Origin of the sequence: Dorea hominis, assembly GCF_014287705.1 — a bacterium.
Lineage (GTDB): Bacteria > Bacillota > Clostridia > Lachnospirales > Lachnospiraceae > Dorea_D > Dorea_D hominis.
Genome location: NZ_JACOOY010000011.1, coordinates 1 through 25,676 on the forward strand (window position 1 = coordinate 1; position 25,676 = coordinate 25,676).

The window sequence follows — 25,676 nt, forward strand, 5'->3', positions numbered from 1 at the left end:
AAGAAAGCTGCAGAAGCAGGACGCGATTCTACCAAGGACATGGTAGCAAAATTCGGACGTTCCAGCCGTCTGGGCGAGAGATCCAGAGGCGTGCTGGATGCAGGAGCAACCTCCTGCTGCATTATCCTCAGCGCAATGGCGGACGGAATCAGCGAACTATTATAAGATGCCAGGGGCACAAGTCTGAAACCACGATGTGCTTGCACGTGAGAGGTTTTATGACTTAGTGCCCCGCCCCGAATATGGGCATAAAAGTGGATCGTAAGCTTCACGATATGCGAATGTAGGGCAGAATTGTGGGAGTACGAAGTACGAAACAATTTGTATGGCATTTTTAGAACTAAACAGCATAAGGAACTATCATACATCGGAAAGACAGTTCTGAGATAGCTTAAAAGAAGCCGGGAGATAGAGAGCAAGACTCATCTTCCGGCTTCTTTTAGGATTGTGAAAAAAGTGTCATGAAAAGCTTGAAAAATGGCGTATTTAAGGCAAAAAAGTGCCATCTTATATGTCCGAGAACTATTGACAAAAGCACAAAAAATGCTATACTAAATACAAATGTAATATAAAATTACAAATGTAACCAAGGAGAGATATATGAGAGAAGATGTATATATAAAGATTGCATATTGGTATTACACCCTGGGAATGACACAAGATGAGATTGCAAAACGTCTTTCCTTCACAAGACAGAAAGTGAATCAGATCATCAATTCGTTGATGGATCTTGGAATTGTAAATATCAGTATCCAAGGCTACGAAAGAGATAATATTGAGTTGGAGTGTAAGCTGGAAGAAGCCTATACTTTAAAACAGGTGATAGTAGCCAGCGATTATGGCGAGAGAGATACAGCAATATATAAAGTAGCAAACGTAGCGGCCCAGTATATGGAGGATAAGATTCAGCAGGGAGACACAGTAGGAGTTTCCTGGGGACACACACTGGCAGAGGTTGTAGATCAGATGGTTTATCACAAGAGAAGCGAATGCCGGGTTGTACAGCTTATGGGAGCACAGAACATAGAACAGAAGGTTGAAAAGTCTGACGAGATCGCACGAAATCTTGCGAACAAGCTGGACTGTGCAAGTTATATGTTATATGCGCCGGTGGTTGTAGAACATGAAGATACAAAGAAGATGCTGATGCAGGAGAGAAGTATCAAAGCTTCTTTTGAATTAATGAAGAAGTGCAATATAGCGGTACTTGGAGTTGGTGAATTAACAGAGCAGTCTACGATGTGCACAAGAGGACATATTACAAAGGAAGATATACAGATGCTCCGTGCAGAGGGATTTATTGGAGATATTGCAATGAATCCAATCAGAGAAGACGGATCCTGGGATAATTGTCCATTGTCAGATCGTTTGCTGAGTGCCAATGTAGAATGCCTGAAGGGAATTCCAAATGTAATTCTTGTAGCATGTGGTGCCAAGAAAGTACAGGCAATCAAAGCAGCTCTTCGTACGAATTGTATAGATACATTGATTACAGATGAAACGACGGCAAGAGAGATTCTTGAGATCGTAAAAGAAGAGGAGTGATAAAGCATGGATTATATTATGGGAATTGATGTCGGAACGTCAAATGTCAAGGCAGTCCTGTTCGATGAGAAAGGTACAGAGATACAGGTTGCAAGCCGTGTGAGCGAAACGATTAACGACGGTGGGAACAATGAAGAACAGGATATGACAATCGTATGGGAAAAAGTCAAAGCCTGCATTACAGAACTGATGGATTCAAAAGTAGTTGCAGCAGAAGATATCAAAGGCATCGGAGTTACCGGACAGGGAGAAGGATGCTGGCTGATCGACAAAGAAGGAAAGCCGTTGCAGAATGCAATTCTCTGGTGTGACGGACGTGCAGTTGCAGAAGTACATAAGATCACGGAAGAACATCCTGAGATCGGTAAACTTTATCACCGGACAACCGGAACCCCGCCGCTTCTTGGCAATCAGATGATGCTTCTGCGGTGGATGAAGTCTCATCGCAAAGATGTGCTGGATAAGGGGTATAAGATATTATTCTGTAAAGACTGGATCCGTTATAATCTGACCGGCAAGATCGGAACAGAGATCACCGACAGTTTCACTTCCCTGATCGATGCACAGACCGGTAAGATTGCAGAAGATCTGATGAAAGAATTAGATATTTTTGAATATCGTGATTACCTTCCGGATCCGGTGAATTCAGATGAAGTAGTCGGAACAATCCTTAACAGCGTGGCAGAAGAGACCGGACTTGCCAAAGGTACACCGGTCGTTGCCGGAGCACTGGATACATCAGCAACAGCAATCGGACTTGGTGCGATCCATGAGAAAGATGCCTGCGTCATCCTCGGCACAACATGTGCCAGTGAGATGGTTATGCGCAAGGAAGACTGCGATTTTGGAGCAGAGAATTCCAGATACGAAAAACATCCGATCAAAGAATTGTATGTAGAATTACAGCCGACACTGAACGGCACACCAAACATTGACTGGATGCTTCAGAATATTTCAAATACAAAAGATTTCACTGAGATTGATAAAATGGTAGAAAGCGTGCCGGTAGGCTGCGGCGGAGTCGTTTATCATCCGTACATCAGCGTGGCGGGAGAGAGAGCTCCGTTTTATCATCCATATGCAAGAGCAAGCTTCTTCGGAATCAGCCAGGTTACAACGAGAGAACAACTGATCCGGGCAGTATACGAAGGCTTAAGTCTTTCTATCCGCGACTGTCTGCAGAATGTAGATAAACATGCGACTTTATATCTTGCCGGTGGCGGAGCAAAGAGCCCGGTATGGGCACAGATGATTGCAGATGTAATGGGAATGAAAGTTATGATACCTGCAGGAAAAGAACTTGGTGCAAAAGGTGTTGCGCTGATCGCAGGTGTGAAACTTGGAATATACAGGTCTTATGAGGAGGCGGTAGAGAAAGCTTGTGTATTTAAACAGACATACGAACCGAATCTGAAACGTACAGAAAAATACGATCTGTTATATGAACTTTTCAGACAGGTACGGATTCACAATCAACAGATCTGGGACTACAGACACCAGATGAATAAGAAAATTCAGGCAATCAAGGAGGATTAGAGAAATGAAAATATTTTTTACCGCAGAGTACAATGAAGAAGAATTAAAGCCATTATACGAGATGGGCGATGTCGTGCTGGACGGATGGGCACTCGGACTTCCGAAGATGGAAGAGGACGAGCTTGTAAAGAAGACAAAAGATGCAGACATTATCATCACAAGCTATGATGATATTACAAGAAGAGTTATCGAAGGTGCACCGAATCTGAAACTGATCGCATGCACAAGAGCAACGCCGGTAAATGTTGATATGGCAGCTGCAAAAGAAAGAGGAATCCCGGTTCTGTATACACCTGGAAGAAACTCAGATTCCACAGCAGAGATGACAATCGGTCTGATGCTTTCTATCGCAAGAAAGATTCCGATGGCATACAAAGCATTAAAAGAAGGAAAATATACCGGCAACCCGGATGCACATAAGACAACAAAAGAAGGACTGAAAGCAGACGTTATCTGGGATATGAAGATGGATGCACCTTACATGGTATTTAAAGGTACACAGTTAAAAGGTAAATCTCTTGGTATCCTCGGATACGGAAGTATCGGAAGACGTGTAGGACATATCGCAAGAGCATTTGGCATGCAGCTTCTGATCTACGATCCATATCAGGGAGAAGTTGACATTGAGGAAATCGGTATCCGCAAAGTTAATACAGTAGAAGAACTGATGAAAGAGTCTGATTTCATTACATGCCATATGAAAGTTACACCGGAAACAACCGGAATCATTAGTAAAGAAAGAATCGCATTGATGAAACCAACTGCATATTTCATCAACGCTTCCAGAGGAGCGATCCTGGATGAAGAAGCACTCATCGAAGCACTTCGTGAGAAGAGAATCGCGGGAGCAGCATTTGACGTATATGCAAGTGAGCCGATCGCAAGCAACCATCCATATGTAACAGAGCTGGACAACGTTGTAATTACACCGCATATTGCAGGAGCAACAAATGACGTACTTGTAAATCATACAAAACAGATTGTATCTGACGTTCGAAGATTCCTGAACGGCGAACATTTATTATATCAGTACAGATACTAAGAAGAACTTTAAGGTGCCTGCATGGGCAGGCATCTTAAAAATAAAATGAAAAAGAAGGATCTTAAAGGGTTAAGGAGGAAATGAAAATGAACAGAGACAAAGTGACAGTAGCACAGATTGAAGTATGTGAAACAGCTAAGAAAATGTACCACAGCGGACTGGTAGCAGGAACATGGGGAAATATTTCTGCTCGTGTAGATGATGAATATATGGTAATCACACCTTCAGGAATGGATTATGATCGCTTATGTCCGGAAGATATGGTTCTTGTAAATATGAACACTCTGGAATATGAAGGAAGATTAAAACCATCTGTAGAAACACCGATCCACGCAGCTATTTTCAAAGACAGACCGGAAATGAACGGTATCGTACATACACACTCTAATTACGCACTGGTAATGGCTACAGCAAGAAAACCAATTCCTCCGATCTGCGATGACCAGGTACAGATTCTTGGTGGAGATGTTCGTGTTGCAGACTACACAATGCCAGGATCACAGGAGATGGCTAAGACAGTTGTAGAAGCTTTAAAAGATCGTACAGGAGCTCTTATCGCTAACCATGGAGAGATTACAATCGGAAGAAATCTTTCCGAAGCATTAACAGGATCACAGGTTTTGGAAAAAGCAGCTATGGTATATATCAATGTACAGTCTATCGGTGGACCGGTACAGATCTCCGATGAAGATATTGCATTCTTCCATGATTTCTTCCTTCACAAATACGGACAGAAATAAGCTGTTTACAGGCATGATAACCGGGGGCTTTAAAGCTCCCGGCGCTATTTAAGCAGAGATGGATGTAAAAAAAGGAGATATGACCAATGAAAACATTAATTACAGCAAGATTTGACAAAAACTACACAGATATGCTGGAAACAATCACTACAGATTATGAGTTCGCAGGATATGGTGTAACCGGAATTAAGATGCCGGTACCGGAGATGAAAGAGAAAATTAAAGACGTGGAACTTCTGATCTCCGAATTTGAAGATATTACAAAAGAAGTTATTGATGCAGCAGAAAAATTAAAGATTATCGTATGCTGCCGTAACGAAGCATTTGCAAGTATTGATATCGAAGCTGCTACAGCAAAAGGAATTCCGGTATTAAGAGCCGGTGGAAGAAATGCGATTGCTGTTGCTGAGCACACGATCGCACTTCTGATGTGTGTATCCAAGAACATGAGTTTAACAGATCATCTGTTAAAATATACAGACCAGCTTACAAATGTACAGTATCACGACAACGGTGGAAAGCGTGCTGAGACAATGTCTGAGTGGTCCATGGATCCGGATGCACCTTTCGCATTATATGGCGGCGGACCGGAGATGTATGGCAAGACATTTGGACAGATCGGTTTCGGTATGATCGGTCGAGAAGTTGCAAAGAGAGCACATGCACTTGGCATGAACCTGATCATTTATGATCCATATGTATCACAGGAGCAGATGGATTATCTGGATGCCAAGAAAGTAGATTTGGATACAGTTATGAAAGAAGCTGATTTCATCAGTGTAAACTGCAATGTTGTTCCGGAGACAGTCGGACTGATCAGCAGAGAGAAGATCGCACTTATGAAACCTACAGCCTATTTTGTAAATACAGCACGTGCGAAAGTTCTGGACTATGACGCATTATACGATGCATTAAAAGATAAAAAGATTGCTGGAGCAGGTCTGGATGTATATCCGGTTGAACCTATTCCGGCAGGAGATAAGATCTTATCTCTGAGAAATGTTGTTCTGACACCGCATCTTGCAGGATCAGCAAGAGATATTGTTGGACATCAGACAGAAATCGTGCTTACGGATGTTAAGAAAATTCTGGCACATGAGCAGCCGAAATTCATCTGCAATCCGGAGGTATTGAAGTAGAGGGGAGGCGTTCAAGGTGAAATATTCCATTGGAATTGATATAGGAACGACTACGGTAAAATGTATTCTCTTTGGCGAGGGTGTACAGGTCGTAGCAGAAGCTGGAAGAGAGTACAAGACACTGCTTCCGAAGGCATCATGGGCACAACAGAATCCGGAAGACTGGTGGAAGGGCGTCGCAGAGTCCATAAGGTCTATTCTCACCGAGAGCAGGGTTGCCCCAGAAGATATTAAAGTAATCTCTGTCAGCAGTCAGGCACCGGCAGTTCTTCCTATGACAAAAGAAGGCGAGCCGCTGCACGATGCGTTGATCTGGATGGATCGGAGAAGCACCAAAGAATTAGAAATATTAGAAGAGAAGATCGGTACGAAGAAGGTGTATGAGATCACCGGCAACCGTCTGGACACGTATTTTACGCTGACAGAGCTTATGTGGTTTTTACGTAACCATCCGGATATGATGAAGAAATGTCATAAGATTCTTCAGGTGAATGGTTATATCAATTATAAACTGACAGAAGTATTTTCCATTGATGCGACACATGCATCATTGACACAGCTTTACGATGTGCATAACAACTGCTGGAGCGAAGAATTATTTGAAGCGATTGGCGGAGATACGAAGATCATGCCGGACATTTATGACTGTATGGATGTCATTGGACATGTATCAAAGAAAGCAGCAGAAGAGACCGGACTTTCTACGAAGACTGTTGTTTTAGGTGGTGCAGTAGATGCATCGGCAGCAGCCCTGGAAGTAGGCGTTTACGGAGATGGAAGCATTGCAGAGATGACAGGAACAAGTTCTGTTGTCATGTTTGGATTTGACGGACTTGTGACATGTAATGAACTTTCTTATCTTCGTGGTGTGAAAGAGAACACAACTATTTTATTCGGTGCTATGAATACAGCCGGCGGTTCACTGAAGTGGTTTCGCGATGCGCTGTACGGCGGCGAGACACCGCAAAATGACGCTTATCCGAGAATAAATAAAGAAATCGAAGCCGGTGCAAAAAATCCGACAGGACTTATTTTCCTCCCTTATATGGCAGGAGAGCGTGCACCAATCTGGGATCCGAATGCAAGAGGAACTTTTATGGGGCTGAATATGAATACAACCCGTGCGGAAATGTTACGTGCGGTTATGGAAGGCACCAGTTTTGCACTGCAGGATAATCTGGATCAGGCGATCAAGACAGGAATCCCAATTCGCGATTTCATCTGCTGCGGTGGTTGCAGCAAGAGTGATATCTGGCTGAAGATCAAGGCATCTGTCATCGGCCAGGAGATTAAGATACCGTCAGTAAATCTTGGAGCACCGGGTGGACTCGGCTACATGAATGCAGCATTTATGGGCGAGTACAAGACACCGGAAGACGCATCAAGGGCGGCATTACAGATTAAGAAAATTGTAGAGCCGGTGGAAGAATGGATACCGATATATAAAGAGTTATATCAGATCTATCTGGATTCTTATCAAAGTTTGAAATCGCAGTTTGCGGTACTTGCACAGATCAAATAAAAAATGTAAAATAATAAGCGACACAGTTCTGAAAAATGTGCAGGAAACAATGATAATAAGAAGGATGGAGACTGAGGATAGAATTATGGGGAAACAAGATGCAAGATTAATCATTTTTGATATGGATGGAGTGATCTTAGACAGCGAGCCACTGCATGAGAATGCAAGGCAGATGATGTTTAAAAAATATGGGATCATTCCGGATGAGAAGATGCCGGAAGCCGTGGGTAAATCATCCAGCGGATTCTGGCGGAAGGTAATCGAGATTTATCAGATTGAGGGAGAGCCTTACGCACTGGAAAAAGAGCAGTATCACCTGGTGGCAAAGCAAATCGAAGAGAATGATGTAAAGCCATCGGACGGGCTGGTAGAATTGATAATGGATGCGAAGGAAAAAGGAATGGGAATTGCGCTTGCTTCCTCATCTACCCGTATTCTTGTAGATGATTCGCTCAGGCTTCTGGGAATTGCAGAGCAGTTTGATGTGACGGTTTCCGGAGATGAGATACCGAAGAAGAAACCGGCACCGGATGTATATCTGAAAGTGCTTGAACTTACCGGAGTGAAGGCAGAAGAAGCTGTGGCAGTAGAAGATTCCCGTGCGGGAATCGAAGCTGCGAAGGCAGCAGGCATTTTCTGCTACGGATATGACAATCCGACTTCCGGAATGCAGGATATATCGAAAGCAGATCAGCAGATTAAGAGTATACGGGAAATAAAAGTATAATAAAAAGAAGATGATACAAAAAATCGTCTGACAAATTTGACTTTTGTTATGGAAAAGCATATAATGTAATCAAAATTAAATCGGTAGTGTTTCACTGCCGATTTAAAATGTCTATAAATAAATAGAAAGGCTGGGACAGACAATGGATCAGGGAAAAGTAACAAGAGTATTAAAGTCAATGGAGGAGCATGATGTACCACAGATGATCGTATCCGATCCGGTTGCGATTTTTTATCTGACAGGTAAATGGATCTTCCCGGGAGAGAGACTTTTAGCACTGTATCTGAATGTGAATGGAAATCATAAGTTTGTAATCAACAAACTGTTTCCACAGGAAGGAGATCTCGGAGTAGATATCATTTATTATGATGATATTGAGGACGGAGTAGAGATCTTAAGCAAATATGTAGAGAAAGACAAGACCATGGGTATTGACAAGACATGGCCATCCAAATTCTTAATCCGCCTGCAGGAACTTGGCGGAGGAAGCAAATTCGTCAACGGTTCTCCGATCATCGACTACATCCGTATGATCAAAGATGAGAAAGAACAGGATTTAATGAGAAAATCTTCTAAGATCAACGATGTTGCTATGGAGAAGATCATTCCTTGGGTAGCAAAAGGACTGACAGAGAAAGAACTGAACGCTAAGATGCGTGAGATCTACAAAGAATTAGGATGTGAAGATGTATCCTTCGATCCGATCACAGCTTATGGACACGGAGCAGCTGATCCACATCACGTAACAGATGATTCCAAAGGAAAACGCGGAGACTGCGTAATCCTTGATATCGGTGGATTCAAAGACAACTATGCATCTGATATGACAAGAACAGTCTTCATCGGAGAAGTTTCTGATCGTGCAAAAGAGATTTATGATATCGTAGTAGAAGCTAACAGACGTGGTATCGAAGCTGCAAAACCGGGCGCAAGAATGTGCGACGTTGACCTTGCTGCAAGAAATTACATCGAGGAGAAAGGTTTCGGAGAGTATTTCACACACAGAACAGGTCATTCTATCGGACTGGAAGACCACGAGTTCGGTGATGTATCTTCTGTAAATACAGATATCATCCAGGTTGGACAGTGCTTCTCAGTTGAACCGGGAATCTATCTTCCGGATGAGAACATCGGTGTCCGTATCGAAGACCTTGTAATCATCACAGAAGACGGATGCGAAGTTCTGAATGACTTCACAAAAGATCTGATCATTGTTCCGGAAGAGTAAGAAGAACTCTTAGGACAAGTTATTGAGAATGGTATAATTTATACATAAGAAAGAGCATCGTTCCATAGCTGATTTGTATCGGTTATGGGGCGGTGCTTTTTTGTTGTAAAGTAGTCTTTATAATTCAGCAAGCACTTTCTTCAGTACTTCCTGCACGGAATCTGTCATGTGGTTCGCATAAGCTTCAACGCCCGGCGCGCATCCGGAAAGCGCATAACTGTCGCCTGCCATCTGAAGCATTTCGATATCATTAAACTGATCGCCGAAAGCAATTCCTTCAGACATATCAAATCCAAGATAATGTACCAGTTTTTCAAGAGCAGTTCCTTTATTAATATCCGGTGCGACAAAATCGATCCACTCGTTTCCGGAAGTGACGATCTTAATCTCATCACCAAATTCTTTGCGGAAGAAAGGCTCAATTGCGGAAGTTCCTTTGCCGGAGAAATCACACATGGCAAGCTTTAAAAACGGTTCTTTTATGTCAGCTAAATTATCCACAACCGCCATATCATACTGGACAACGTCAGTCATATGTTTTATGTAAAATGGATCTTTGGAATCAGTATAACAGTAGCTTTCGCAGGAAAGCTGGCAGTTGCATGCCGGATATCCTTTGGCATATTCAGTGATGCGAAGGACAAGATCACGGTCAAGAGAGCCTTTGGTGACGGCTTTGTGCTGATCCATGACGAGAGCACCATTTTCCGAAACATAAGAAATCATATCCTGCACAGGACCAAACATACGGTACATATTGATATACTGTCTGCCGCTGGCGGCAATGAAATGAATTCCGGCTTCGGTGAGCCGGCGGATAAGTTCTAAAGTTTCATTATCCGGTTTCTGCGCCCCATTTTGAAGTAATGTTCCATCCAGATCGCTGGCGATGTATTTTATCATAAAGTGTATTCTCCTTTTCGTATCTTGCTAATTAAATCCGTAACTATTATAATATAAAAAGAAATTAAATGAAAGAAGAGGATAGATACTATGAAAATTGGAATTGGTAACGATCATGCAGCATTAGAGATGAAGAATCAGGTAATGGAGTATCTGGAAGAGAAAGGATATGAAGTTATCAATTATGGGACCAACACACCGGAGAGCTGTAACTATCCGGAATTTGGTGAGAAAGTCGGACGTGCAGTTGTATCCGGCGAAGTAGACTGCGGAATTCTGATCTGCGGAACAGGAGTTGGAATCTCGCTGGCTGCCAACAAAGTAAAAGGCGTAAGAGCAGTTGTATGCTCAGAACCGTATTCTGCAAAACTGTCCAAACAGCACAACAATACAAATATTTTAGCGTTTGGTGCACGTGTTGTGGGCATTGAGCTTGCGAAGATGATCATTGATGAATGGCTTGGCGCTGAGTTTGAAGGTGGAAGACACCAGACTCGTGTCGATATGATCATGGCGATTGAGAATAAAGATAACTAAGAAATGGTCTGTTAAAGATGCCTGTAAGGGCATCTTTTAACTTTAAATCTATAATGACGTGACAATCATAATAGAGGCAGTAGCCAGAAGAGAGCTGCAGCGGCAGATATTTAGATATAAATAATGACAGAAGAGGTGACAGCAGGATGCGGAAGATTATAAACAATGCGGAACACGTTGTAGACGAGATGATGGAAGGCTATATCAGCGCTTACAGTAGATATTATGTTAAACATCCGGATGTGAACGGTGTGATTTTAAAACAGAGAAGAAAAGACAAAGTGGCACTGGTGATCGGCGGAGGAAGCGGACATGAACCGATGTTTTCCGGCTTTGTCGGAAAAGGACTTGCAGATGCAGCGGCGTGCGGCAATATATTTGCATCCCCCGATCCGAACACGATTTACCAGACAGCGAAGGCAGTCGAGCAGGGAAAAGGTGTTCTTTTTGTGTATGGCTGCTATGCGGGAGATAATCTGAATTTTGATATGGGCGAAGAGTTCTTAAATGACGATGGAATCCAGACAGCACATGTGCGCGTGTGGGATGATGTAGCATCCGCGCCGCAGGAGCGTATCGAGGACCGACGCGGAATCGCAGGAGATGTATTTGTTGTGAAAATCGCAGGTGCGGCATGTGATGCAGGACTGGAATTAGAAGAAGTTGTCAGAGTTACGGAGAAGGCAAGAGATAATACAAGAACGATTGGTGTTGCAACTGCACCTGCACAGCTTCCGGGAGTGGAACAGCCGATATTTACGTTGGGCGAAGGCGAGATTGAATACGGCATGGGACTGCACGGCGAGCGCGGTGTACTGCGCACTACGTGGGAAGATGCAGATGTTCTTACCGAGAAGATGTATAAGCAGATTCTGGACGATTCGGATTTGAAAACGGGCGATGAAGTGTGTGTACTTGTAAACGGTCTCGGTTCTACAACGATCACAGAACTTGCAATTGTTTTCCGCAAAGTGAAAAAGCTTCTGGATGCAGATGGAATCAAAGTTTACGATACAGATCTGAACAATTATTGTACCAGTCAGGAAATGGGTGGATTTTCCATTACTTTATTTAAACTGGATGAAGAACTGAAGAAATACTATGATATGCCATGTTACTGTCCGTATTACGCGAAGGGAGAGCTTACGGGAAATACCGGTGAAGCAGCTGGCGGCCAGACGGAAGATGTACAGATTAAGTCAGAACCGGAATTTGATGTAAATGACGTGGAAGCGGCAGAGATTGTAAGAAGCAAAGCCGGAATTCTGGAAGAACTGAATGCGGCTGATGCAAGAAATATGCTTTTATATATTGCCGATAAGATCATTGCAAAGAAACCATATCTGACAGAAGTAGACAGTGCCATTGGTGATGGAGACCATGGAATCGGTATGGCGGGCGGCATGCAGAAAGTTAAGAAAAAACTCTCCCACATGGAGAATGAAGAGAATGTCTATGCACTCTTCGAGGCGGCAGGAAAGGCAATGCTCCTGTCAATGGGCGGCGCATCCGGTGTTATTTTCGGAAGCCTGTATCTTGCCGGTGCCAAAGGCATGGAAGCGAAGAAGGCTATTGGTGCAGAAGAACTGGCGCATATGGAAAAGAAAAGCCTTGCAGCAATCCAGGAGAGAGGCAAAGCGAAAGTCGGTGATAAGACGATGGTGGATGCACTTGCTCCGGCAGTAGAGGCAATGGAAGCAAACAGTGAAAAGAGCCTGGCCGAGATGCTGCGCGCAGCGGAGGCAGCCGCAAAAGCAGGTGTCGAGAACACGAAGAAATATCAGGCAGCATTTGGACGCGCCAAATCACTGATGGAACGTGCCATCGGATACCAGGATGCAGGAGCAACGTCTGTGTGGCTGATCATTCAGGGAATGCGTGAATTTGTAGAGGATATCTGTGAAGAGAAGTAAAAAGCAGTGTGGATAAATTACAAAATTCAAAGTCTGTATTGTGGATAAAAACTAATAGGGAAATAACAGCAGAAGCCCCGTTTCACACATACCGGTGAAACGGGGCTTCTTTTGGAATTGATAAATAATATAAGTAAGCAAACAGCAAAAGGACTTATGCCTGTGCTGCTTCGTAAGTAGCTTTTGCATCACGGATCAGCTTGTCAAACTTGTCTGCCTGCCATGCAGCACGTCCGGTAAATAATCCGTCAATAGATGGCTGAACAATGAGTTCATTGGCATTGCCGGGATTGACACTTCCACCGTACAGAACCGGAATGTCCTTAGAAGCATCACCGAAGATCTCCTGCAGACACTCTTTGATAACTTTGTGCATCTCTTCCGCGTAATCTGCGGAAGCAGGTGTTCCATTTACACCGATGGACCATACCGGCTCATAAGCAACCCAGATATTCGGAACCTGTGAAACCGGAACATCGTGGAAGCCGACCTTTAACTGTGTGCGGAGCACTTCTGCGCTGATACCGAAATTCTTCTCTTCAGCAGTCTCACCAATGCAGAGCAGAGTTGTGAAGTCATGATTCAGAGCGGCTTTTACTTTCTTATTCTCTTCAACGTCTGTCTCTCCGAATACATGACGTCTCTCGGAATGTCCGATCATTACAAGATCCAGCCCGAGTTCTTTTAACATAACCGGTGAAATCTCTCCGGTAAACTGACCTTCGTCTTCCCAACACATATTCTGTGCACCGATTTTTATATAATTGCGGTCTACTTTATTCACTGCACTTTCCAGTGTTGTATAGGAAGGAATGATGAACAGTTCAATCTCGTCACGGCTGATGTCCTTTGTATGTTCAACCAGTGACTGGAGATATTCTACAGTCTCCTTGATAGGCTTGTACATTTTCAGGTTACTTCCAAAGTATAACTTTTTCTTCATGTCATCCTCCTCGATTCTATATGAAAAATTGTTGGTTTCATTATACATCCGAAACGAAAAAAATGCAACAAAATCCATGACAAAAAAATAACAAAACGAAAAAACGAAAAAAAACGAAAGAATAGGCGCAAATAATAGTAAATATTCACAAAAACTGTAATGAAAATGTGTTTGAATCTACTGAAATGATAAAAAGCTATTGAAAAACGAAAGCAAAAGTAATAAAATAAAATCAACAAATGAAAACAAAACAAAAATACAAAACATAAAACGAAAGTATTCGAAAACGAAAGGAAGAGAAAAATGAGCGAGAAATTCAGACCAGTTACAGCAATTACAATGGGAGATCCGGCAGGTATCGGACCAGAGATTGTAGTAGGAACTATGCTTTCAGAAGAGATTCATGAATGCTGCAAACCATTTGTGATCGGAAGTCAGGCAATCATGGAAAGAGCTGCAAAGGTTCTTGGAAAAGAATTAAAATACAACAAGATCACAGATCCTTCCGAAGCAAAATATGAATTTGGAACAATCGATATTCTGGAAACAGGAGATTACGATACAGACTCTATCGAGTGGGGAAAAGAGCAGAAGCTTGCAGGACAGATGGCAATCGACTGGGTTATGAAATCTATCGAACTTGGAATGGCTAAGAAAGTAGATGCAGTTTCTACATCTCCAATCCACAAAGGAGCTATCAAATTAGTCGGAGTAAAAGAGCCTGGACATACAGAGATTTATCAGCATCAGACAAATTCTCCATATGCGCTGACAATGTTCTCCTGCCATAAATTAAGAGTATTCTTTGTAAGCCGTCACATGTCATTGGTAGACGCTTGCCACTATGCAACAAAAGACGTAATCTTAGAGAACGTTATCAACATTGATAAAGAGCTTCGTAAAGTCGGAATCGAGAATCCACTGATCGCAGTTGCAGGATTAAATCCACACAACGGAGACAACGGATTATTCGGAACAGAAGAGCTTACAGATATCGGACCGGCCGTTGAAGCTGCAAAAGCAAAAGGAATCAATGCAATCGGACCTTGCCCGGCTGACTCTGTATTTAACATTGGTAAATCTGGTAAATTCGATGCAATCCTTTCTCTGTATCACGATCAGGGACACATTGCTTGTAAGACACTTGATTTCGAAAAATCTGTAACACTGACATTCGGACTTCCGTTTATCAGAAGTTCTGTAGATCACGGAACAGCATTTGATATCGCGGGAAAAGGAATCGCAGGATGTGTAAGTCTGATTGAATCTACGAAGGTTGTAGCTGAGTATGCTGCAAAACAGCAAGAAAGAGAGGGTAAATAAATGCCATTAATCGGAGCAGTGGCAGATGATCTGACAGGAGCAACAACAACAGGTGTGCTCCTTGCAAGATCCAAAGCCAGAACAGCGGTATTTTTTAACGAAGAAGCAGCAGAGAAGACAGAAGGAATTGATGAACTGGATGCAATCCTGATCAGCAGTAACAGCCGTCCGCTTCCTGCAAATGAAGCTTATGATAAAGTAAAATCAGCAACGATCGCTCTGAAGAAAATGGGCGTTGAATATTTTTCAAAACGTATTGATACTACACTTCGCGGCGGTGTTGGTGTAGAAATCGATGCAATGCTGGATCAGATGAAAGAAGGTACAGTTGCAGTAGTAGTACCTGCTATGCCACAGTCCAGAAGAATCTTGGTTGGCGGATATTCCGTTATCGATGGTGTGGCTCTGATCAATACGCCGGTTGCACAGGATGTGCGTACTCCGGTAAAAGAAAATTATATTCCAAGATTACTGGAAGGCCAGACAAGAAGAAAAGTCGGTCTGGTTACATTAGATAAAGTTCTTGCAGGAGAAGAAGTCATTGAAGAAGCTCTTGCAGAACAGAAAAAAGCAGGATGTGAAGTGATTGTCGTAGACGGAATCACACTGGAAGATGTAGAAAACATTGCAAAGGCATGTATCAGCTTAAGATGGGATGTTGTTGCAGTAGATCCGGGACCGTTTACTTCAAAACTTGCATTTTATAGAGAACTGATCAGTGCCGAGGAACCGAATATTCCTCCGCAGGCTGATGAGGCAGGAAAGACAGTTCTGATCGCAGCAGGAAGCGCAACTCCGGTTACAAAAAAACAGATGGAAATCTTGTGTCAGGATCCTCGTCATGTGAGAGTTAGTGTAGAACCGCTTCCACTTATTGAGGGCGGTGATGTTGCCCTGGATGAAGTATTCAAAGCTGTAAACAAAGCGGCAGAACTTCTGGAATCTGACAATCAGCCAAGAGCGATCCTTTTTGAGACGGCTCTTCATGGAGAACTTCTGAATCTGGATGAAGAAGACAACAAGAGACACTACGCAGGTGGCATGAGCGCGAACAGAATCAATGCAGGTCTGGGTATGATTATTTCCCAGCTTCTGGAGAAAGTCGGAAAAGAGAAAGTCGCAGGACTTTACACAACCGGCGGGGACACTATGGTAAATGTATGCTACCAGCTTGGAGTAGAGTGTATCGAAGTTATGGATTATGTCATCCCACAGACAGATGTCGGACGCCTCGTAGGCAGTAAGTACAGCGGACTCCCGGTTGTCGGTAAAGGGGGACTTACCGGAAATGACAATACCGCATGTGATATTGTAAGCAGACTGTTCAGAGAATCTGCACGATAAGAGATAAGGAGAGAGAAAATGAGCAACGAAAAGACAAATGTTCAAAGTGAACGCAAAGATTACCCAATTCTTGAAAAAATGAAAAACCTTCCGGGTGGACTTGTAATCATCCCGCTGGTTATCGCAGTTGTAATTGCAACATTTATTCCACAGTTCTTCCAGATCGGTGGATATGTAACAGCATTGTTTTATGAAGGAAATGCCTGCATGATGGGATTTTTCCTGATTGTATGTGGATCTATGATCGACGTAAAACAGGTTGGTCTGCCTTTATATAAAGGTGTTGTTATGACTGGTGTTAAATTTTTACTTGGAGTTATCGTAGGAGTTGTAGTTGGTAAGCTTTGCGGACCACAGGGATTCTTAGGAATCGCACCATTCGTATTTATTGCAGCGATTACAAACTCTAACAGTTCTCTGTATATTTCATTATCTTCTCAGTTTGGTAATGCAACAGATACAGGAGCTGTATCCATCCTGGCATTAAATGACGGTCCGTTCTTCACATTGATCGCACTTGGAGCAACAGGACTTGCCAATATCCCGATCAACTCTCTGATCGCAGTTATCATTCCTCTGTTGATTGGATTTGTATGGGGTAACTTAGATAAAGGCTTCCGTAATGCTTGTAAAGCAGCACAGCCGATCGTAACTTTCTTCATGACAATCTCTATCGGAGCTAAGACAGATGTAAAGACAATCTTAAAAGCAGGAGCATCAGGAATTGTACTTGGACTGATTTCAGCAGCAACTGCAGTACTGTTCTTCTTCATTATCAACTTACTGCTTCCGAAGAAAGAGAGAAATGCTATGGGTGCTGCAATCGGTACAACAGCTCTGAACTCAGCTATGACACCGGCAGCTGTTGCAGAGGCAGATCCGACTCTGGCAGATTCTGTAAGTCTGGCAACAGCACAGTGTGCAACAGCATCTATTATTACACTGTTCCTGTGTCCGTTCATCACTGCTGCATTTGATAAATATATGCAGAAGAGACAGAAAGGTATCTACAGTCCGGAAGGATGGGCATACGAGAAAATGGCTCACTAAGAATTATTTACTGAAAAAAAGTCCTTTTGTATGGTATAATATAAAAGGGCTTTTTTGTTTTATACGCATTAAAAGAAAATATTTGCAGGAGGTTTTTGGTATCATGAATAAAATTACCGTTCGCATGACAAAAGAATATCTTTATGATTTCCTTTTGTTTCATGCTTATTCAAAATTCAGCGGATTTCTGATCAACATTCTTGGACTGGCAGTTGCCTTTATGGGAGTCATTATGTATACGACGAATCATACAGGAGTGACAGGTCTTGTTTTTTACCTGATCGCAGCAGTGATTTTCCTTGGCGGTACACCGTTGCAGCTTAAGATGCGTGCAGCAAAGCAAGTGGAAGTGAACCAGGAATATTGCAATCCTGTGGATTATACATTTTCAGATGAAGGTATTGTTGCAGAAAATGATGGAAATACAAAGAATTATAAATGGGATGAGATCGAGCGTGCAGTGGTAACGCCGAAGACGATAGGTATTTATTATGGAAAAGATAATGCAATAATCATTCCAAAAGTTGATTTTGGTGATCAGTTTGTACCGATTTTTACGATCATTGCAACGCAGCTTGGGCAGAGCAAAGTGCGTATGCACTAATGGCAATGCAGTCGTTGTTGTTATAGATTCTGCCGGAGAAAACTGCCAGTGGCAGAGTCATAAGATGATATGAAATATAAGAGGAAAAGTACAAGAAGAGAGCAAATGTTCTCGGTAATAAATTATAAGGTGATAGAAATGGAAGAACGCAGACAGGCAATATTACGAAAACTGGAAGAAAAAGGAAGTGTCAGAGTAGCAGAACTCAGTAAAGAACTGGGATGTTCAGAAGTGACGATCCGAAACGATATTAAAAATATGGATCAGGAAGGGCTTCTGAAACGTACCCATGGCGGGGCATTGCAGATTGACAGCAAGACGGTAAGAAAATATTCGGCAGAGAGTATTTACCGCAATGTAGAGCGTAAAAAACAGATCGCAGCCTGTGCCTACGCATTTATTGAGGACAGAGATACGATTATTATAGATGATGCATCAAGCAGTTTTTACCTGGCTGCTTATATCAAAGAACATCCGGAGAAAAGACTTGCCGTTGTAACAAATTCTCTGCTTGCGGGCAATGAGCTGGCTGGGGTAGATCATGTAGAACTTTATATGATTGGTGGACATGTAGGCGGACATCTGTCCGCAACAATGGGAGAAGCAGCACTTCAGAATATGGAACAGTTCCATGTAGATAAAGCATTTATTGGTGTGCACAGTATTAATTTTGATGTGGGACTGACGTCGATTGCGACACCGCAGATGCAGGTGAAACGTACGATACTGAAAGTTGCGGAACAGGTTTATGTACTTGCTGACAGCAGTAAATTCGGAGGCGGATACGTCTCTGTGATCTGCCCGATCCAGGATGTATATAAGATTATCACGGACAGTGATGTGAGCAGAGAGAACATTAAAAAAGCGCAGGAATCCAATATCTCTCTTGTGATTGCATAGAGGATATGTACAGGATTATATGGAGAAGAATGTAAGACCGGAAGGTGAAAAGTATGGCACGCGAAGAGAAGGCATATGCCAGGGTTATAGAAAAAGTAAAGAAAATGATTTTGTCCGGTGAATTAAAACCGGGTGAAAAGCTGCCACCGGAAAGGGAATTTGCAGAGAAACTGGAAGTCAGCCGTAATTCTGTGCGGGAAGCGATAAGGATTATGGATATGATGGGAATCATCAGCTCACAGCAAGGCTCCGGCAATTATGTTACCTGTGAATTTCAGAAGAGCATCACCGAGACGATGGCGATGATGTTTGCCATGGATCAGGTCAATGACAAACAGATCTCACAGGTACGATACTCTCTGGAAGTGCTTGCATTTACACTGGCTCTGGATCGTGTGAGGGAGGAGGATCTTGCAAAGATGGAAGAGTGCGTAGAAAAGCTGGATAAGAACGGTGACAGCAAAAACAATGCAACGCTTGATAAGATCATTCACTACACGCTTGCAAGAGCGTCCGGGAATCAGCTTCTGATTGATATTCTGGAAGCGTGCTCTAGTGTATTTGATATTTTTATTAAAGATATGCGATATGGGATTTTGAAAAACGAAAATCGAAAAACAGAATTAAACGAGTGTCACAGACATCTTGTGGATGCACTCAGAGAAGGTGACAGAGAGAAAGGACATCAGGCACTTAGGTGGCATTTCGAGATGATCGATGAAGTACTTGGTTAAGAAAAAGAAGAAAAGCTCTGTAGATATTTGAAAGAGTTCTTTTAAGTAGACATGGTAAATAAGCCAAATCTACTTAAGGGGACTCTTTTTATGCTATAACGATATGAAAATTTCGTCATACAAACATGGAGGCATCCTAAGCCCTCAATTCGCTTTATTGCTGGTGGCGTAGTATCTGGAAAAAGGTGAGCGAAGGCAGACTCTGTAGATGAAAAAAGTTGCACATAAGCAAGCTGCTGAATGGTTAACAAAATATCAAATATGTCAAAGAAAAATCATATATGTGAAAAATCAAACAATTATTGACGCTGGCATATGGAAGAATTATACTAAATACACAAATGATTGGTTCTACCAATTATTCCATAAAGACACAATTGGTAGAACCAATATAATGATTTGAAGATAATTATCAAATCTGTTATATGACCCGAGAGAGTTTTGAAATTATGAAAGGAAGGAACTTAAGATGAAGATTCTTGTTTGTATCAAACAGGTACCAGAAAGTAATAAAGTAGAAGTAGATCCGGTTACAGGTGTATTAAAAAGAGACGGTGCAGCTTCAAAGATGAATCCGTATGATCTGTATGCACTGGAGTGTGCATTCCGGATCCGTGAACAGGTAGGAGGCAGTGTACATGTCATTTCCATGGGACCACCGCAGGCAAAACAGGTGATTCGCGAAGCATTTGCAATGGGAGCAGACGGAGGAACGCTTCTCTCAGACCGAAAGTTCGGCGGTGCAGATGTTCTGGCAACCAGTTATACGATCGCGCAGGGAATCAAAGCCTGTGGAACGTTTGACCTGATCTTCTGCGGCAGACAGACAACCGATGGGGATACTGCCCAGGTCGGACCAGAGATTTCTGAATGGCTGGATATCCCAAGTGTGGCAGACGTTGTTAAGATAAATAAAGTAGAAGAAGACGGAATTACAGTCAGCATGGATCTTCCGGGAGAAGTGGAAGTCGCAAAAGTACAGTTTCCGTGTCTTCTAGCAGTGAATAAAGATATTTTCCAACCGAGACTTCCATCCTATGTAAAGAAAATGGAAACAAAAGACCGAGAAATCCGGGTGGTTTCTCTTGCGGATATGAAAGATCAGGATGAAATGCATTACGGACTGAATGGTTCTCCGACACAGGTACAGAAAATCTTTCCGCCGGCAGTGAACGACAAGAAAGAAGTGTGGGAAGAAACCGGAGATGTGCTTGCAGAGAAGTTATTTGACAAGATTGTGGAAATGAAGTTCGCGTAGGAGGAAAAAGAAGTGGCTAAGTTAATTATACATCAGGAAAAAGTGACGGATAATCAGGAACTTGTGAAGATCTGTCCTTTTGGAGCAATGGAAGAAAAAGATGGGAAACTGACAATCAATGCAGCCTGTAAAATGTGCAGGTTGTGTGTGAAAAAAGGTCCGAAAGGTGCAGTAGAATATGTAGATGACACAGTAAAACCAAGCGTCAACAAAGAAGAATGGAAAGGAATCGTAGTCTATGTTGATCATGTAGACGGAAAGATCCACCCGGTCACATTTGAACTTCTCGGAAAAGCAAAAGAGCTGGCAGCGATAACCGGACATCCGGTCTATGCGCTCTTTATGGGAAATCATATCACAGAACAGAGCCGGGAACTGCTCCATTACGGAGCAGACAAAGTATTTGTCTATGAGGAAGAAGAGCTGGCGCGTTTTAAGATAGAACCATACACAGCAGTGTTTGAAGATTTTATAGGGAAGATCAAACCGTCTTCGATTCTTGTAGGTGCGACAACAGTCGGAAGGCAGCTTGCACCGAGAGTGGCGGCCAGAATGAAAACCGGACTGACAGCAGACTGCACGATTCTGGAAATGAACGAAGACACAGACCTGTCCCAGATCCGGCCGGCATTTGGCGGAAATATCATGGCGCATATTAAGACACCGAATCACCGCCCACAGATGGCAACTGTAAGATACAAGATTATGAATGCGCCGAAGCGTCAGGAAGAAGCGGAAGGAGAGATCGTTTCCTGCGCGATAGCAAAAGAAAAATTAGGTTCACATGTGGAAGTTCTGGATATTGTACAGAAAGAAAAAGAACAGTTTATTGAGAATGCAGATGTGCTTGTTGTTGCGGGCCGTGGTGTGAAAAAGCCGGAGGATCTGGCAAATTTGCAGAAACTGGCAGATCTTCTTGGCGGACAGCTTGCCTGTACAAGACCGGTGGCAGAGGCAGGATGGCTTCCGGCAAAATGCCAGATCGGCTTAAGCGGACGTACAGTACGCCCGAAACTCATTATCACATGTGGCGTATCAGGAGCGGTACAGTTTACAGCAGGTATGAACCATGCAGAAAATATTTTTGCAATCAACAGTGATCCAAAAGCTCCAATCTTTAAAACAGCGCATTATTGTCTGGTGGGAGATCTTTATGAGATACTGCCACAGTTGATTCAGAAGATCGAAGCAAAGAAGGGAGCATAATCATGGGAAATTATAAAAAATTAGACGATAAAGATATTGCATTTATTAAAAATGTGATCGGTGATGAAGAGAGAGTTCTTGTCGGAGAAAATATCAATGAAGAATATAGCCACGATGAACTTGGCGGTACAAGCAGCTATCCGGATATTGTAATAAAAGTAAAATCCGCAGAAGAGATTTCAGCGATCATGAAATATGCATATGAGCAGACAATTCCGGTTACACCGCGTGGATCCGGAACCGGTCTGGTAGGTTCTTCGGTAGCGATCAAGCATGGAATTATGATTGACACCAGTCTCATGAACCAGGTACTGGAGCTGGACGAGGAAAATCTTACGATTACAGTAGAACCGGGTGTGCTTCTGATGGAGCTGGCAGCTTACGTGGAAGAGCATGATTTCTTCTATCCACCGGATCCGGGAGAAAAATCTGCAACGATCGGTGGAAATATCAGCACAAATGCAGGTGGTATGCGTGCCGTGAAATATGGTGTAACGAGAGACTATGTGATGGGACTGGAAGTGGTTCTTCCGAATGGTGAGATCACGCAGTTTGGAGGAAAAGTCGTAAAAAACAGTTCTGGTTATGATCTGAAAGATCTGATCATCGGTTCCGAGGGAACGCTTGGATTTATTACAAAAGCAATTTTAAAATTGCTGCCACTTCCGAAACGTGTGATCAGTCTTTTGATTCCATTTCCGACATTGGAAAAAGCGATTGATACTGTGCCGGAGATCATCAAATCCAAGGCAATTCCGACAGCCATTGAATTTATGCAACGGGAAGTAATTGAAGATGCAGAAGAGTATCTTGGAAAAGCATTCCCGGATAAACAGTCCGATGCGTACCTGCTTTTGAAATTTGACGGAAATTCAACAGAAGAGATTGAAGAGATCTATGACAAAGTTGCAAAACTCTGCCTGGAACAGGGCGCGCTGGATGTACTGATTTCTGATACAGAAGAAAGAGAAGAGTCCCTCTGGAAAGCGAGAGGTGCATTCCTGGAAGCAATCAAAGGATCTACCACTTATATGGATGAAGTGGATATGGTTGTTCCGAGAAATCGTGTCAATGAGATGGTAACTTATTTGCATGATCTGCAGAAAACAGTCGATATCCGGATTAAGAGCTTCGGCCATGCAGGAGATGGAAACCTGCATGCATATATTTTGAAAGATGAGTTGAGTGACGAAGAATGGGAAAAACGAATGAGAAACGCAATGGAACTGATTTATCGGAAGGCGCATGAGTTAAGAGGACAGGTGTCCGGGGAGCATGGTATCGGATTTGCGAAAAAGCCATATCTTATGGAGTCGCTTCCGGAAGAAAATATTCGCCTGATGAACGGAATCAAGCAGGTATTTGATCCAAAGAATATTCTGAATCCGCACAAGGTTGCGCAGATATAAAAATTTAGACCGTAGTTTAGACTAAAGTACTGGCTTGCGTGAACTAATTGTGATATGATAAAAAAAACGAAATTATACATTAGGAGGTATTTCGAAATGAACGAAAGAATTGACCGCGTATTGAAAAAAATGGAAGATAAAGGACTGTCTCAGTTATTAGTATCTGATCCGCTGAGTATCCGTTTCCTGACAGGAATCATGGTTAATCCGGGAGAGAGATTGTACGCACTGCTTCTGAGAGCAAACGGAAAACATACTTTATTCTTAAACTACCTGTATTATGTATCAAACACAGGATTTGAAGAAGTATGGTTCAGCGATATGGACGACCAAATCGGTGTTCTGATGGAACACATTGATACAGAGAGTACACTTGGAATCGACAAGACATGGCCGGCTCGTTTCTTGATCCCGCTTCAGGAGCGCTGCCCGAAGATGAAAACAATCTGGGGATCTGATTGTGTAGATGATGTTCGTGCCTGCAAGAACGCAGAAGAGATCCAGATCATGAAAGAAGCTTCCATCATCAACGATAAAGTTATGGAGCGAGCTGCTGAGTATATCAAAGAAGGCATGACAGAGAAACAGATCGCTGATTTCATTGATGCTGAGTATTTAAAAGAGGGAGCAAGCGGAGTAAGCTTTGATACAATCGTATGCTTCGGACCAAATGCTGCTGACCAGCACCACACACCAAGTGAGACACGTACATTAAAAGCAGGTGAATGTGTATTGATTGATATGGGATGTATCTGGAAAGGATATTGCTCAGATATGACAAGAACATTCTACTGCAAGAGTGTAGACGATGAGCAGGCTGCTATTCACGATCTTGTTCGTACAGCAGTTGAGAAAGCAGAAGCAGTAATCAAACCGGGTATGCGTTTCTGCGATATCGATGCACAGGCAAGAGATCTGATCGATGAGGCCGGATACAGCGAGTACTGGAGAATCCGTCTTGGACACTTCATCGGACAGGAAGATCACGAGTACGGTGATGTAAGCCCGATCAACAAGAATGTTGCAAAGCCGGGAATGATCTTCTCTATCGAGCCGGGAATCTACATCGAAGGCAAATACGGTGTCCGTGTAGAAGACCTTGTTCTTGTAACGGAAGACGGACATGAACTTCTGAATGCAGTAGATAAGAAATATCGTATTGTTGGATAATCAGGTTTCTGCCTGAATTGTTTTAAATATGTAAGGTTCATCACGTTTATGGGATGATTGATTTAGAAAATGCTGGGACTGTTCAAGTTTCAGCATTTTCCTTTACAGAAGCGCTGATGGGAGCAGATCTGATACTGATTCCGACAGTGAATACGAAAGCAGAGCCATCCGAGATACTTCTGGTGCTTTTCTTGATTAAGCTAAATATGGGATCAAAAAATGAATAACATTCGTACACATAAGCTGCCTTTTTGCATATTCTAAATAAGAAAAAATATGCAGGAGGCAGCTTATGCCATATTCAATTATGCTGGACGCGGGACACGGAGGAACCGATCCGGGTGCTGTTTATAATGGCAGAAGAGAAAAAGATGATACTCTGCGGCTTGTACTTGCAATCGGACAGATTCTGCAGAACCGCGGAGTAGATGTAGAATATACACGGACGACAGATATTTATGAGACACCGTTTCAGAAAGCAATAGAGGCAAATGAAGCAGGTGTCGATTATTTTGTTTCTATTCATCGCAACTCTTTTGAACAGGATAATATTGTATCCGGTGTAGAAAGCCTGGTTTACGATCTTTCCGGAATCAAATACAGGATGGCGGAAAATATCAATGCGAATCTCGAAACGGTAGGTTTTGTAAATCTGGGTGTGAAAGCAAGACCAAATCTTGTTGTTCTGAAACGGACAAAAATGCCGGCAGTTCTCGTTGAAGTCGGATTCCTTAATTCAAATACAGACAATCAGTTATTTGACGAGAATTTTAATGATATCGCACTTGCAATTGCAGATGGGATACTGGAAACGCTGGAAGAAGTGGCGAGAGAAAATGCTGTGAACCAGACAGAAACCGGGCAGGAAATGTTGTCATCTGAGAGCGGTGAAAGCAGACAGAA

Annotated in this window: 24 protein-coding genes and 1 pseudogene; 23 read left to right on the forward strand and 2 right to left on the reverse strand. The window is 42.8% G+C overall.

Annotated elements, in window-relative coordinates:
- From H8S07_RS14930 to H8S07_RS09140, 9 genes are all read left to right on the forward strand, one after another.
- The coding region (locus H8S07_RS14930; protein WP_186855912.1) for a dihydroxyacetone kinase family protein at positions 1-165 on the forward strand (165 nt) is incomplete at its 5' end.
- A 435-nt stretch (positions 166-600) separates the two neighbouring features.
- Positions 601-1,545 (forward strand): sugar-binding transcriptional regulator, encoded by a 945-nt coding sequence (locus H8S07_RS09105; RefSeq protein ID WP_118660582.1) that lies wholly within the window; start codon positions 601-603, stop codon positions 1,543-1,545.
- A 6-nt stretch (positions 1,546-1,551) separates the two neighbouring features.
- Positions 1,552-3,081, forward strand: coding sequence for an FGGY-family carbohydrate kinase (locus tag H8S07_RS09110; RefSeq protein WP_186855913.1), 1,530 nt, complete (start codon positions 1,552-1,554; stop codon positions 3,079-3,081).
- Between the two features lie 4 nt (positions 3,082-3,085).
- Complete coding sequence (locus H8S07_RS09115; protein WP_021860144.1) at positions 3,086-4,123, forward strand: 2-hydroxyacid dehydrogenase; 1,038 nt, start codon at positions 3,086-3,088, stop codon at positions 4,121-4,123.
- An 86-nt stretch (positions 4,124-4,209) separates the two neighbouring features.
- Positions 4,210-4,863: a class II aldolase/adducin family protein gene (locus tag H8S07_RS09120; protein ID WP_021860145.1), complete on the forward strand. Its 654-nt coding sequence runs from the start codon at positions 4,210-4,212 to the stop codon at positions 4,861-4,863.
- An 86-nt stretch (positions 4,864-4,949) separates the two neighbouring features.
- Positions 4,950-6,002 carry a 2-hydroxyacid dehydrogenase gene (locus tag H8S07_RS09125; protein ID WP_021860146.1) on the forward strand — a complete coding sequence of 351 codons (1,053 nt, stop codon included), beginning with the start codon at positions 4,950-4,952 and terminating at the stop codon, positions 6,000-6,002.
- A 16-nt stretch (positions 6,003-6,018) separates the two neighbouring features.
- Positions 6,019-7,524, forward strand: a complete 1,506-nt coding sequence (locus H8S07_RS14770; RefSeq protein WP_186855914.1) for a xylulokinase — start codon at positions 6,019-6,021, stop codon at positions 7,522-7,524.
- An 85-nt stretch (positions 7,525-7,609) separates the two neighbouring features.
- On the forward strand, positions 7,610-8,251 hold the full coding sequence (locus H8S07_RS09135; protein WP_186855915.1) for an HAD family hydrolase: 642 nt from the start codon (positions 7,610-7,612) through the stop codon (positions 8,249-8,251).
- 142 nt (positions 8,252-8,393) lie between these two features.
- Entirely contained in the window at positions 8,394-9,479 is a 1,086-nt protein-coding gene (locus H8S07_RS09140; RefSeq protein ID WP_021860149.1) for a M24 family metallopeptidase, read from the forward strand.
- 117 nt (positions 9,480-9,596) lie between these two features.
- On the opposite strand, the gene H8S07_RS09145 is transcribed toward H8S07_RS09140, so the two are convergent.
- Positions 9,597-10,382: an HAD family hydrolase gene (locus H8S07_RS09145; protein ID WP_186855916.1), complete on the reverse strand. Its 786-nt coding sequence runs from the start codon at positions 10,380-10,382 to the stop codon at positions 9,597-9,599.
- A 90-nt stretch (positions 10,383-10,472) separates the two neighbouring features.
- On the opposite strand from H8S07_RS09145, the gene rpiB reads away from it, so the two are divergent.
- Both rpiB and dhaL read left to right on the forward strand, forming a co-directional pair.
- Positions 10,473-10,919, forward strand: a complete 447-nt coding sequence (gene rpiB / locus H8S07_RS09150) for a ribose 5-phosphate isomerase B (protein ID WP_021860151.1) — start codon at positions 10,473-10,475, stop codon at positions 10,917-10,919.
- 146 nt (positions 10,920-11,065) lie between these two features.
- The gene (gene dhaL / locus H8S07_RS09155; protein ID WP_186855917.1) at positions 11,066-12,832 is read left to right on the forward strand and encodes a dihydroxyacetone kinase subunit DhaL; all 1,767 of its coding nucleotides are present in this window, start codon (positions 11,066-11,068) and stop codon (positions 12,830-12,832) included.
- Between the two features lie 154 nt (positions 12,833-12,986).
- Here dhaL and tpiA read toward each other — a convergent pair whose 3' ends face one another.
- Positions 12,987-13,775, reverse strand: coding sequence for a triose-phosphate isomerase (gene tpiA, locus H8S07_RS09160; protein ID WP_118519847.1), 789 nt, complete (start codon positions 13,773-13,775; stop codon positions 12,987-12,989).
- Positions 13,776-14,078: 303 nt separating this feature from the next.
- Here tpiA and pdxA point away from each other — a divergent pair, with 303 nt between their 5' ends.
- From pdxA to H8S07_RS14935, 12 genes and pseudogenes are all read left to right on the forward strand, one after another.
- A complete protein-coding gene (gene pdxA, locus H8S07_RS09165) occupies positions 14,079-15,098 on the forward strand; it encodes a 4-hydroxythreonine-4-phosphate dehydrogenase PdxA (protein WP_186855918.1) in 1,020 nt (339 codons plus the stop codon).
- Positions 15,099-16,442, forward strand: a complete 1,344-nt coding sequence (locus H8S07_RS09170; protein WP_021860155.1) for a four-carbon acid sugar kinase family protein — start codon at positions 15,099-15,101, stop codon at positions 16,440-16,442.
- Between the two features lie 18 nt (positions 16,443-16,460).
- Positions 16,461-17,492 (forward strand): 2-keto-3-deoxygluconate permease, encoded by a 1,032-nt coding sequence (locus H8S07_RS09175; protein ID WP_117537764.1) that lies wholly within the window; start codon positions 16,461-16,463, stop codon positions 17,490-17,492.
- A gap of 103 nt (positions 17,493-17,595) precedes the next feature.
- A complete protein-coding gene (locus H8S07_RS09180) occupies positions 17,596-18,096 on the forward strand; it encodes a YcxB family protein (protein ID WP_117537765.1) in 501 nt (166 codons plus the stop codon).
- 138 nt (positions 18,097-18,234) lie between these two features.
- On the forward strand, positions 18,235-18,996 hold the full coding sequence (locus H8S07_RS09185; protein WP_117537766.1) for a DeoR/GlpR family DNA-binding transcription regulator: 762 nt from the start codon (positions 18,235-18,237) through the stop codon (positions 18,994-18,996).
- Between the two features lie 53 nt (positions 18,997-19,049).
- Complete coding sequence (locus H8S07_RS09190; RefSeq protein ID WP_186855919.1) at positions 19,050-19,730, forward strand: FadR/GntR family transcriptional regulator; 681 nt, start codon at positions 19,050-19,052, stop codon at positions 19,728-19,730.
- Positions 19,731-20,199: 469 nt separating this feature from the next.
- Entirely contained in the window at positions 20,200-20,988 is a 789-nt protein-coding gene (locus H8S07_RS09195) for an electron transfer flavoprotein subunit beta/FixA family protein (RefSeq protein ID WP_186855920.1), read from the forward strand.
- 12 nt (positions 20,989-21,000) lie between these two features.
- On the forward strand, positions 21,001-22,194 hold the full coding sequence (locus H8S07_RS09200; RefSeq protein WP_186855921.1) for an electron transfer flavoprotein subunit alpha: 1,194 nt from the start codon (positions 21,001-21,003) through the stop codon (positions 22,192-22,194).
- 2 nt (positions 22,195-22,196) lie between these two features.
- Complete coding sequence (locus H8S07_RS09205; protein ID WP_186855922.1) at positions 22,197-23,603, forward strand: FAD-binding oxidoreductase; 1,407 nt, start codon at positions 22,197-22,199, stop codon at positions 23,601-23,603.
- 96 nt (positions 23,604-23,699) lie between these two features.
- Positions 23,700-24,773, forward strand: coding sequence for a M24 family metallopeptidase (locus tag H8S07_RS09210; RefSeq protein ID WP_186855923.1), 1,074 nt, complete (start codon positions 23,700-23,702; stop codon positions 24,771-24,773).
- A gap of 53 nt (positions 24,774-24,826) precedes the next feature.
- The gene (locus H8S07_RS09215; protein ID WP_186855944.1) at positions 24,827-25,000 is read left to right on the forward strand and encodes a hypothetical protein; all 174 of its coding nucleotides are present in this window, start codon (positions 24,827-24,829) and stop codon (positions 24,998-25,000) included.
- A 65-nt stretch (positions 25,001-25,065) separates the two neighbouring features.
- Positions 25,066-25,593: pseudogene (locus tag H8S07_RS14935) on the forward strand (N-acetylmuramoyl-L-alanine amidase family protein); the annotation flags it as partial.
- Positions 25,594-25,676: the final 83 nt, after the last annotated feature.